The organism is Mycobacterium sp. 1245499.0 (assembly GCF_001673615.1).
In the GTDB taxonomy this organism is placed as follows: domain Bacteria; phylum Actinomycetota; class Actinomycetes; order Mycobacteriales; family Mycobacteriaceae; genus Mycobacterium; species Mycobacterium europaeum_A.
In genome coordinates this window covers 1-9,865 of sequence record NZ_LZMG01000133.1, presented here as the reverse complement: position 1 = coordinate 9,865, position 9,865 = coordinate 1, and the positions used below count along the sequence as shown (strand labels likewise).

Annotated in this window: 10 protein-coding genes and 1 pseudogene; 5 read left to right on the top strand and 6 right to left on the bottom strand. The window is 68.2% G+C overall.

Annotation, left to right across the window (positions count from 1 at the left end):
- Positions 1–90: 90 nt before the first annotated feature.
- On the top strand, positions 91–1,584 hold the full coding sequence (locus A5646_RS06550; protein WP_067020707.1) for an HNH endonuclease signature motif containing protein: 1,494 nt from the start codon (positions 91–93) through the stop codon (positions 1,582–1,584).
- A gap of 3 nt (positions 1,585–1,587) precedes the next feature.
- Here A5646_RS06550 and A5646_RS06545 read toward each other — a convergent pair whose 3' ends face one another.
- Both A5646_RS06545 and A5646_RS29785 read right to left on the bottom strand, forming a co-directional pair.
- Complete coding sequence (locus tag A5646_RS06545) at positions 1,588–1,812, bottom strand: deoxyribodipyrimidine photolyase (RefSeq protein ID WP_066861033.1); 225 nt, start codon at positions 1,810–1,812, stop codon at positions 1,588–1,590.
- A gap of 81 nt (positions 1,813–1,893) precedes the next feature.
- A pseudogene (locus A5646_RS29785) lies at positions 1,894–1,986 on the bottom strand (polyketide cyclase); the annotation flags it as partial.
- A 141-nt stretch (positions 1,987–2,127) separates the two neighbouring features.
- On the opposite strand from A5646_RS29785, the gene A5646_RS06540 reads away from it, so the two are divergent.
- On the top strand, positions 2,128–3,156 hold the full coding sequence (locus tag A5646_RS06540) for an Rv2578c family radical SAM protein (protein ID WP_067020701.1): 1,029 nt from the start codon (positions 2,128–2,130) through the stop codon (positions 3,154–3,156).
- Here A5646_RS06540 and A5646_RS06535 read toward each other — a convergent pair.
- Both A5646_RS06535 and A5646_RS06530 read right to left on the bottom strand, forming a co-directional pair.
- Positions 3,138–4,784 carry a chloride channel protein gene (locus A5646_RS06535; protein ID WP_067020698.1) on the bottom strand — a complete coding sequence of 549 codons (1,647 nt, stop codon included), beginning with the start codon at positions 4,782–4,784 and terminating at the stop codon, positions 3,138–3,140. The genes A5646_RS06540 and A5646_RS06535 overlap by 19 nt on opposite strands.
- A 54-nt stretch (positions 4,785–4,838) precedes the next feature.
- Entirely contained in the window at positions 4,839–6,407 is a 1,569-nt protein-coding gene (locus A5646_RS06530) for a metallophosphoesterase family protein (RefSeq protein ID WP_067020704.1), read from the bottom strand.
- A gap of 89 nt (positions 6,408–6,496) precedes the next feature.
- On the opposite strand from A5646_RS06530, the gene A5646_RS06525 reads away from it, so the two are divergent.
- The gene (locus tag A5646_RS06525) at positions 6,497–6,931 is read left to right on the top strand and encodes a hypothetical protein (RefSeq protein WP_066861023.1); all 435 of its coding nucleotides are present in this window, start codon (positions 6,497–6,499) and stop codon (positions 6,929–6,931) included.
- Here the strand turns inward: A5646_RS06525 and A5646_RS06520 are convergent.
- On the bottom strand, positions 6,924–7,469 hold the full coding sequence (locus tag A5646_RS06520; RefSeq protein WP_066876527.1) for a helix-turn-helix domain-containing protein: 546 nt from the start codon (positions 7,467–7,469) through the stop codon (positions 6,924–6,926). The two genes, A5646_RS06525 and A5646_RS06520, sit on opposite strands and share 8 nt — an antisense overlap.
- Positions 7,470–7,516: 47 nt before the next feature.
- Between A5646_RS06520 and A5646_RS06515 the strand changes: the two genes are divergently transcribed.
- Positions 7,517–8,302, top strand: a complete 786-nt coding sequence (locus A5646_RS06515; RefSeq protein ID WP_067020695.1) for an aldolase — start codon at positions 7,517–7,519, stop codon at positions 8,300–8,302.
- 11 nt (positions 8,303–8,313) lie between these two features.
- Positions 8,314–9,189 carry a dihydrodipicolinate synthase family protein gene (locus tag A5646_RS06510; RefSeq protein ID WP_066876530.1) on the top strand — a complete coding sequence of 292 codons (876 nt, stop codon included), beginning with the start codon at positions 8,314–8,316 and terminating at the stop codon, positions 9,187–9,189.
- On the opposite strand, the gene A5646_RS06505 is transcribed toward A5646_RS06510, so the two are convergent.
- On the bottom strand, positions 9,186–9,865 hold a 680-nt coding region (locus A5646_RS06505; protein ID WP_067020692.1), incomplete at its 5' end, for a neutral zinc metallopeptidase. The genes A5646_RS06510 and A5646_RS06505 overlap by 4 nt on opposite strands.

The following is a 9,865-nucleotide window of genomic DNA, read 5'->3' as shown; positions in this document are numbered from 1 at the left end:
CGGGCCCCCGTCACGCTGGATTCCGTTGTCGACGAGGTGCTCGGGCGGCTCAGCCGCTAACTTGTCGCCCGCGCGGCTATGATCGAACACATGTTCGAAAAGGTGCGGGCGCGGTTCGATGAGCTCATCGAGCGCCAATACCCGTCGGCGACGCCGGTGTCGGTGGGGCTGCTGGAGCGGATCGGGGCGGCCGCGCGGGCGGAGAATCGGGCGGCGGCCGCGCAGTTGGTGGCGATTGGTGAGTTGTTCGCCTATCGGTTGTCGCGGTGTGCCGAGACCGAGGAGTGGGCGATGGACACCGAGGCGGCGGTGGGTGCGGAGGTGGCCGCCGAGCTGCGGATCAGTCAGGGGTTGGCCGCCAGCCGGCTGCGGTACGCGCGGGCGATGCGGGAACGGTTGCCGAAGGTGGGTGCGGTGTTTTCGGCCGGGGATATTGGCTACCTGATGTTTCAGACGATCGTGTTCCGCACCGATTTGATCACCGACCCGCAGGTGCTGGGCGCCGTGGACGCGGAGTTGGCGGCCACCGTGGCCAGGTGGCCGTCACTGAGCCAGGGCCGGTTGGCGGCGCAGGTGGACAAGGTGGTGGCTCGCGCTGATGTGGATGCGGTGCGGCGGCGCAAGGAGCGCGTGGCCGGGCGTGAGGTGTGGGTCGCTGAGATGGGGGAGGGGTTGGCGCACATTGAGGGCACGCTGCTGGCCCCGGACGCGCATGCGCTGGACCGGCGGTTGACTGCGTTGGCGGCCACGGTGTGTGAGCATGATCCGCGCACCCGCGAGCAGCGCCGCGCTGATGCGCTGGGCGCGTTGGCGGGCGGGGCGGATCGGCTCGGGTGTCGCTGCGGGCGCGCCGACTGTGTGGCCGGCAAGCGACCCGCCGGGCCGGTGGTGATTCATGTGGTCGCCGAGCGGGCCGCGCTGGATGGTTGCGGTTCGGCGCCGGCCTGCGAGCTGGGCGCCGAGGGCCTGATCTCACCGGAGCTGGTCGCCGAGCTGGCCGGCTCGGCCACGCTGGTGCCGCTGGTTCATCCCGGTGATGCGCCGCCGGAGCCGGGTTATGTGCCGTCGAAGGCGCTGGCCGATTTTGTGCGGTGCCGGGATTTGACGTGTCGTTGGCCTGGCTGTGATCAGCCCGCCGTGAACTGCGACCTCGACCATACGATCCCGTACGCCGACGGCGGGCCGACGCACGCGTCGAACCTCAAATGTTATTGCCGCGCCCATCATTTGGTGAAAACTTTTTGGGGCTGGCAGGAAAAGCAGCTGCCCGACGGCACCCTGATCCTGACGTCGCCGGCCGGACGCACCTACGTCACCACCCCGGGCAGCGCACTGCTGTTCCCGAGCTTGTGCCGGGGCGTCGGCGCGATCCCCGCCGCCGAGGCCGACGTGGCGCCCGATTACTGCGGCGACCGCACGGCGATGATGCCCAAACGCCGCCGCACCCGGGCACAGAACCGCGCCCAGCGCGTGGCCACCGAACGCCATCACAACCGCATGGCGCGTGCGCTCGAAAAGCCTTCTCGCACTTGGGCTTCCGCGTCGACCCACGCCGTCGGCGACGGGGAACCGCCGCCCTTCTAAGCGTTATTTTTTGCTGGGAATAATGATGACGACAATCAATGTCAGGATCGAGAAGAACAGCCCAAGAATTCCCCAGCCCAGCGGATTGCGGCCCTTCATCATGGCGATGACTCCGCAGATTATTGCGGCGATAATGCTGCCGATAGCGACGAAAATTCCCTTGATGCCACGGAGGATAAAGCCGGCCGCGACCGGGTCCGAACTTGCCAGAATCACCTGGTGCAACATGACAGGTCCTTTCGTGAGGGGCCCTGGAATAATACCCGCGTAAATGTCACGCAAAACCGAAACTCGATTCTCCGCACCGCGTTAACCGCCCGGATAACCGCGGCGCACCGTGCGGTCGAGAATTCCCAAAGTCGCGCGCAATGCATCCTCGGACAAAACGGGAAAAATGCCGGCCATGTGAACGACGAACTTATCGCCCACGCCGCACCGGATCGCCGTCGGCGCCTTGAAGCGTAGGGGCGATACGGTCGCCGCTCACTGTACGACGGCCACCCCGTGCTTGACTCGATCTCGAACTAATGTTCGAATGGTGATATGCGGTGGGCGAATCAGGCCGTCGCGGTCAACGGGACACCGGTCGAGGATGGGGCGCTGCCCGGGCTGCAGCGCATCGGCTTCCTGCGCAGCGTGCGCTCGCCGCAGTTCGACGGCATCACCTTCCACGAGGTGGTGTGCAAGTCCGCGCTCAACAAGGTGCCGAACGCGTCGGCGCTGCCGTTTCGCTACACCGTCAACGGCTACCGCGGCTGCTCGCACGCCTGCCGGTACTGTTTCGCCCGGCCCACCCACGAATACCTGGAGCTGGACTGCGGCAACGACTTCGACACCCAGGTCGTCGTCAAGACCAACGTGGTCGAGGTGCTGCGTCGCGAGCTGCGCCGGCCGTCCTGGCAGCGCGAGACCGTCGCGCTGGGCACCAACACCGACCCGTACCAGCGGGCCGAGGGGCGCTACGCGCTGATGCCGGGCATCATCGGCGCGCTGGCCGAATCCGGCACGCCGCTGTCGATCCTGACCAAGGGCACGCTGCTACGGCGCGACCTGCCGCTGATCACCCAGGCCGCGGCGCAGGTTCCGGTGTCGGTGGCGGTGTCGCTGGCCGTCGGCGACCCAGAGCTACACAAGGACGTCGAGCCTGGCACGCCCACCCCCCAGGCCCGGCTCGGTCTGATCAGCGCTATCCGGGGCGCCGGGCTGGACTGTCATGTGATGGTCGCGCCGGTGCTGCCGCACCTCACCGATTCCGCCGAGCACCTCGACGGGCTGCTCGGCCAGATCGCGGCGGCCGGCGCCACCAGTGTCACCGTGTTCGGCCTGCACCTGCGCAGCTCGACCCGGGGATGGTTCATGGCGTGGTTGGCCCGCTCGCATCCCGACCTGGTCGGCCGTTACCGCGAGCTGTACCGGCGCGGTGCCTACCTGCCCCAGGACTATCGCGAAACGCTGCGGCGGCGTGCCGCGCCGTTGATCGCCAAGCATGGGCTGGCTGGCGACCATCGCCCGTTCGCCCGGGCCGCCTCGGCGGCGCCGGCGCCGAAACCGATTCAGCCGACGTTGTTTTGAGCTTCGGGATCGGCGTTTCGTAGCGCCCGTGTGCGGGGGAACGCGACGAAATGCCTTGTGCGCCTGGTGTCTTCGGTGATGTCGTGCAGGCGGGCGGCGAGCAGATCCCGCAGCAGCAGGTGACCTTGTTCCGCGCCGTCCGGTGACAGGACGCGCAGCGCGTGGCCGCCCGATTCGGCGAGGACGTTGGCGGCATGCCGCAGGGTGTCGCGGGTGCTGACGCTGCCGCCGGTGGGCACCGGCGACGGCTCGGGATGCATGACGTCGGCCACGAAGAACGCTTCCAGCGGATCGGTGGTGTAGTCGCGGGTCAGGTGCAGGCCGCGCCGGGCGATCTTCTCGGTCAGCACCGATCGGTCGAGCATCAACACCGACGCCGCGTAGGCCGTGGTCGAGGCCACGATCAGGGGAAGCAGCGCGGGCCAGGCATGGGTGAGTTCGAGGGTGAACACGACGCCGGTCAGCGGCGAGCGCATGACGCCGCCCACCACGGCGGCCAGCCCGAGAATCGCCCAGAACCCCGGGAACACGTTCGGCAGGCCCTGGCCCACCAGGGCTCCCAGCGCGCCGCCGATCATGAACACCGGCGCGAGCACACCGCCCGAGGTGCCCGAACCCAACGACAGCGACCAGATGGCGGTCTTCACGACGAGGATGCCGACGATCAACGACAGGGTGGCGCGGCCGGTGAGCAGCGCGTCGATCACGTCGTAGCCGACGCCGAGCGCCCGCGGCTCGATCAGCCCGCCCGCGCCGATCACCAGCCCGCCGATCGCCGGCCACCACATCCAGTGGATCGGCAGGCGCGCGAAGGCGTCCTCGGCCAGGTACACCAACCGCGTCGCGGCGATGGCGACCACCGCGCCGCACGCCCCGATGAGGAGCGCCAGCAGGTCGATCTTCGGTTCGACGCGACTCAGGTGCCCGACGTCGACCGGGAAGACCGGGTTGCCGCCGAGAATGAACTGGCGCACGACGGTCGCGACGACGACCGCCGCCGTCACCGGAGTCAGGCTGCGGGGCCGCCATTCGAACAGCAACAGCTCGACCGCGAGCAGGATGGACGCCAGCGGCGAATTGAACGTGGCCGCCATTCCCCCGGCGGCCCCCGACACCAGCAGGATCTTGCGCTCGTCGGCGGTCAGATGCAGGTGTTGGGCCAGGATCGACCCCAGCGCCCCGCCCGTCATGATGATCGGCCCCTCGGCGCCGAACGGGCCGCCGGTGCCGATGCTGATCGCCGCCGAAACCGGCTTGAGGATAGCGACTTTCGGCTCGACACGGCTGCCCTGGGTGAGAATCGCCTCGATCGCTTCCGGCATGCCGTGACCGCGGATCTTCTCCGAGCCCAGCCGGGCCATGACGCCGACCACCAGACCGCCGGCGACGGGGGCGCCCAGCAACAACCACCAGGGATGGGGGTGCGATCCCGGTGCCACCAGGTCGACCGCCCAGCGCTGGTAGAAGACGAGGTTGGTGACCAACCCGATCAACCGGAGCAGGCACCACGCCGCCCCCGCGGCGAGCGCTCCGATCGGCACGGCGAGCGCCGCGGTCAGCAGCATGCGCCGATCGACCACGAAGTCCGCCAAGCGTCCCCCCATGGACGGACCGGGCGATTCAGCCATTTTTGAAGTATTTCACAGGGATAAAATCCGCCGCGGTCACGTTGCTGGGACGGGCTAGCGGGCCCTGTCGCCGCGCGGCTTGGTGAGAGTGAACTGGTCGATGACGGCGACTTCGCCGAACGGGCCCCGCAGCGCGTAGTGCGTCGCCTTGATCGACGTGTTGCCACCGGGTTGGCCTGGGTCGACCTCGAAAGCCGCGAAACCGTAGGGGTTCTCGCGATCGCGGAACGCCGACCACGGCGCGTCCTCGATGACGTAGATGGGCGCCTTGCGGCGCAGCGCGGGATCGAAGGCGCCCACTCCGGTGACCACTCGGCACCGCGGCTCCGGGAAGAACATTGCGTTGCTCGGGGCCGACGTGCCGCCGCCACCGATGACGAGGTGCACCGTTCCCCGGCTGGCATCGATCAGATCGTTTTGCGTGTCGACGGGTATCGGGGTGCGGGTGTCGGTGCCCAGCGCGCCGCGCAACGGATGCGAGCGTTCGTAGTGGTGTTCGTGGCCGCACACCACCAGATCGACCTGGTACTGGTCGAACAGCGGCAGCCATTCGGTGCGGATGCCCAGGTCGGCGCCGTTGGTCTTGTCGGCGGTCGAGATCGCGGTCTGGTGCATGCACACCACGATCCAGTCGACGTCCGGATCGCGCCGGGCCGCGGCGAGTTCGTCTGCAAGCCAACGCTTTTGCTCACCACCGGAGTAGCCGTGCACGTAGAAGTTGCCGCCGTCCTGGAAGGCGACGTCGTCGTTGCTCAGGCTGATCACCCGCACCGAACCGGCGGTGAACGAGTACCACATGCCACGGGTTTCGGGGCTCGACCCGGAATCGGGCACCGCGAAGTAGGTCTGATAGGCGCCGTAACCGATTGGCCCGTTGCCCAATTCGTTCTCGTGATTGCCCGCCGCCGGCATCCAGGGCCGGTAGCGCGCCGAGCGGGTGTTGTTCTCGAACCAGTTCGACCAGGTGCGCACCCGATCCCGGGCCAGGTTGGCGTAACACAGGTCGCCGTTGATCAGATTGAACAGCGGGCCCGCCCGTTCGATCGCCATGGTGGTGTCGGCGGCGGCCGGCGAGCCGATGTTGTCGGTGGCGTAGCTGCCGTCGGGCATCTTGGCCAGCGCCGGAGTGGACTGATCACCGAAGCTGGTGAACAGCAACGGATTTCGGCCCATCGGCGCCGTACGGACGGTGCCCTGCTCCGGTTCCGCGCCGTCGTGCAGCGCGGCGTACACGTAGTCGGTGTCCGGCGTGAGGTCGGTCAGCCGGGCATGGTTGACGCGAACTTCGGTGCCGGACTTCGCGTCCCGGTAGGTGCGGGTTTCGGCGGCCACCGTGCTGCCGAAGCCCGACGTCGGTGTTCCGAGCAGGACGCGCGGATTGCGGACCGCGTCGGTGGTGTGCCAGGACACCACCACTTCGGTGCCGGCGTTCTTGCCGAACTGCAGGTGCAGCCCAGCGACAGGTGGTGCGCCATGTCGATCGGGCTGCAACCAGGCGGTCGGGCCCTGCGGACGGGACCACAGCAGCGTGGCGCCACCCCCCAGGCCCACGCCGAGGGCGGCCGAGACCGCGCCGGTGGTCAGCAACCGGCGGCGGGTCACCGCAGTGGGGTCTTCGCGCATGCTTGCTTCATACCGGAGCCGGGCGACCAGGGGCACAGCTGCGGCGTAAACATCGAACCGTCGCTAACGAATCCGGTAGCGTTTTCGATATGACGAACGTGCACAGGACAGCGAGCGCGATCTCAGCGACAATTCTGGCAGCGGCCGCGGGGGCGGTACTCACGTCGGCGACCAGCTATGCGGACCCGGCCGGTCACCAGGTGACCTACACGGTGACGAGCCCCAACAACGTGACCGCCAACGTCTCCTACGTGAACGCCGATCCGCCCAGCCAGGCGGCCTTCAACGCGGACCCGTCGAAGTTCTCCACCAGCGTGCAGGCCCCGCTCAGCGCCGGCGCGCCGGTCACCTACACCGCCACGCTGGCAAACCCGAATCAGTTCGCGAGCATCACCGCCAGCGGCATGCTGCACTGGCCGGATTCGGGCAACGGCCCGGCCCAGTTCCACTGCGAAATCGCCGTGGACGGTCAGGTGGTGGTCCAGCAGGACGCGACCACCACCGTCACCTGCCGGCTCAGCTAGTCGGGACCAGGGCCGGTGCGCTCCCGGGCTCGGCGTGTGCAACGACGACGACCTCGGCGCTCTCGGCGCCGACCGCCCGGATCTTGTGGCTGACCGACGCGTCGAAGTAGGCGCTGTCGCCCGGCCCTAACGTGAACGTCTGGTCCCCGTAGTCGAGTTCGACCGTGCCGGCGTGCACGAACATGAATTCCTGGCCCGCATGCTCGGGATGGGGATCCTCGGCCAGCTGCTCGGTCGGGCGAACCACGAACGGCGACATCGACTTTCCCAATAGTGACGGCGCCAGCACCCGATAGCGGCCGCCGTCGCCGTCGCCGGCCCGGTCCACGGTGATCTTTTCCTGAGCGGCCCCGGCGGAGAACAGCCGCCCGACGTCGACCTCGAGCGCCCGGGCGACCTTGAGGGCCACCGCGATCGAGGGAGTGCTCTGGCCCCGTTCGATCTTGGACAGGTAGCTCTTGGTCAGGCCCGTCTGCCGGGCGAGTTGCTCGAGGGTGAGGCCGCGCTGTCTGCGGACGGGGCGCAGCAGTGCCGTCACGGGGCCTCCTATGACACAAAGTTTCCTAAGCTGCTACATTGTGTCACATGGGCAGCACGTTCACCGATTCGAAATCCGAGTTGATGCGCCGGGCTGCCGAGCAGTTGACGGCGAACGTCACCGATTCGCAGTTGACCACGCGTCAGAAGCTGGCGTTGACCTGTCGGGCGCTCTTTGACGCCGGGCACGACTCGGGGTTGGCCGGACAGATCACCGCCCGCGCCGAGGCGGCGGGCACCTACTACACCCAGCGGCTCGGCCTGGGGTTCGACGAGATCACCGACGCCAACCTGCTGCTGGTCGACGAGGACCTCAACGTCCTCGACGGCGATGGAATTGCCAACCCCGCCAACCGTTTTCACAGCTGGATCTATCGCGCCCGGCCCGACGTCAACTGCATCGTGCACACCCACGCGTTCCACGTCGCGGCGTTGTCGATGCTGGAAGTTCCCCTGATCGTCTCCCACATGGACACCACCCCGCTCTACGGTGACTGTGCGTTCCTGCCCAAGTGGCCGGGGGTGCCGGTCGGCAACGAAGAGGGCGAGATCATCACCGCCGCGCTCGGGGACAAGAAGGCCGTCCTGCTGGCGCATCACGGCCACGTCATCGCGGGGGCCAGCGTCGAGGAGGCTTGCTCGCTGGGGATCCTCATCGAACGCGCCGCCAAACTGCAGCTGGCCGCGATGGCCGCCGGCACCGTCCAGGAGCTGCCCGAAGAACTGGCCCGCGAGGCCCATGACTGGACGCTGTCACCGCAGCGCAGCCGCGCCAACTTCGCCTACTACGCCCGCCGGGCCCTGGCCCGGCATTCCGACGTGTTGACCAGCTAAGGAGCCGCCCTGTGACCGAGCCCAAGATCCACGGCATCATCGCCTACCCGGTTACGCCGTTCGGCGACAACGGGATTGACACCGAACGGCTGGCCGCGCTGGTCGAGCGGCTGGTGTCCGCCGATGTGCACGCGATCGCGCCGCTGGGCAGCACCGGCGAACTGGCATACCTCGAGGAACCCGAGTTCGACGCCGTCGTCGACACCACCATCGCCACGGTCGCCGGGCGGGTCCCGGTGATCGTCGGCGTGTCGGATGTGACCACCGCCAAGACGATTCGGCGCGCCGCCTACGCCCAGCGGGCCTGGGCGGACGCGGTGATGATCCTGCCGGTGTCCTACTGGAAGCTCACCGAGCGGGAGATCTTCCAGCACTACCGCAGCATCAGCGACGCCATCTCGATCCCCATCATGGCCTACAACAACCCGGCCACCAGCGGTGTCGACATGCCGCCCGAGTTGCTGGTGCGGATGTTCGAGGGCATCGACAACGTCACCATGGTCAAGGAATCCACCGGCGACCTGACCCGCATGCACCGCATCGCCGAACTGTCCGGCAGCCGGCTGCCCTTCTACAACGGCAGCAACCCGCTGGTGCTCGACGCCCTGAAGGCCGGCGCGTCCGGATGGTGCACGGCCGCACCGAATCTGCGGCCACAACCCTGCATCGACCTGTACGAGGCGGTGCGCGCACAAGATTTCGACACCGCGCAGAAGCTCTACGACGATCTCCAGCCGTTGCTCACCTACATCGTCGCCGGCGGGTTGGCCACCACCGTCAAGGCCGGCCTGGAGCTGCTCGGCTTCGGAGTCGGCGACCCGCGCGCGCCGTTGCTGCCGCTCGACGAACAGGGCCGCGCCGAGCTGCGGCGCCTGCTGGACGTTTAACCCAGATCCGGCGCGGAGAAGGTGTCGCACTTCTTCGGGTCGCCGGTCTGGTAGCCGATGGTGAACCACTTCTGCCGCTGCTCGGACGAACCGTGCGTCCAGGACTCGGGGTTGACCCGGCCGGTGGATTCCTTCTGGATCCGGTCATCGCCCACCGACGCCGCGGCCGACAGCGCATCCGCAATGTCCTTGTCGCTCAACGGCTCCAGGTAGGGCACGCCGGTGCTCTCCTGCTTGACCGTGGAGGCGTAGTGCGCCCAGATCCCGGCGTAGCAGTCGGCCTGGAGCTCGGTGCGCACGCCGTTGCCCCCGGCGCCCTGCGCGCCCTGCTGCGAGCGGCCGAGCAGACCCTGCAGCTGCTGCACGTGGTGGCCGTATTCGTGGGCGACCACATACTCCTGGGCGAACGGCCCACCGCTGGAACCGAATCTGTCGACGAGCTCCTGGAAGAAGTCGGTGTCGAAGTACGCCGTCTGGTCGACCGGGCAGTAGAACGGTCCGACCGCGGTGGTGGCCGCCCCGCAGCCGGTGCTCACCCGGCCGGTGAACAGCCGGACATGCGGACGGGTGTAACCCGGCAGCAGCTGATGCCACACCGCGTCCACCGAGTTGCCGGTGGCGACCACCCGGCACTGCACGTACTTGTTGGCGTCGGCGCCGGTCTTGCACTGGCTCA

What these genes read in the sequence shown, in the direction of transcription:
- A5646_RS06550 (WP_067020707.1), top strand. Translation starts at nt 91, where the DNA reads ATGTTCGAAAAGGTGCGGGCGCGGTTCGATGAGCTCATCGAGCGCCAA.
- A5646_RS06545 (WP_066861033.1), bottom strand. Translation starts at nt 1,812, where the DNA reads ATGTTGCACCAGGTGATTCTGGCAAGTTCGGACCCGGTCGCGGCCGGC.
- A5646_RS06540 (WP_067020701.1), top strand. Translation starts at nt 2,128, where the DNA reads ATGCGGTGGGCGAATCAGGCCGTCGCGGTCAACGGGACACCGGTCGAG.
- A5646_RS06535 (WP_067020698.1), bottom strand. Translation starts at nt 4,784, where the DNA reads ATGGCTGAATCGCCCGGTCCGTCCATGGGGGGACGCTTGGCGGACTTC.
- A5646_RS06530 (WP_067020704.1), bottom strand. Translation starts at nt 6,407, where the DNA reads ATGCGCGAAGACCCCACTGCGGTGACCCGCCGCCGGTTGCTGACCACC.
- A5646_RS06525 (WP_066861023.1), top strand. Translation starts at nt 6,497, where the DNA reads ATGACGAACGTGCACAGGACAGCGAGCGCGATCTCAGCGACAATTCTG.
- A5646_RS06515 (WP_067020695.1), top strand. Translation starts at nt 7,517, where the DNA reads ATGGGCAGCACGTTCACCGATTCGAAATCCGAGTTGATGCGCCGGGCT.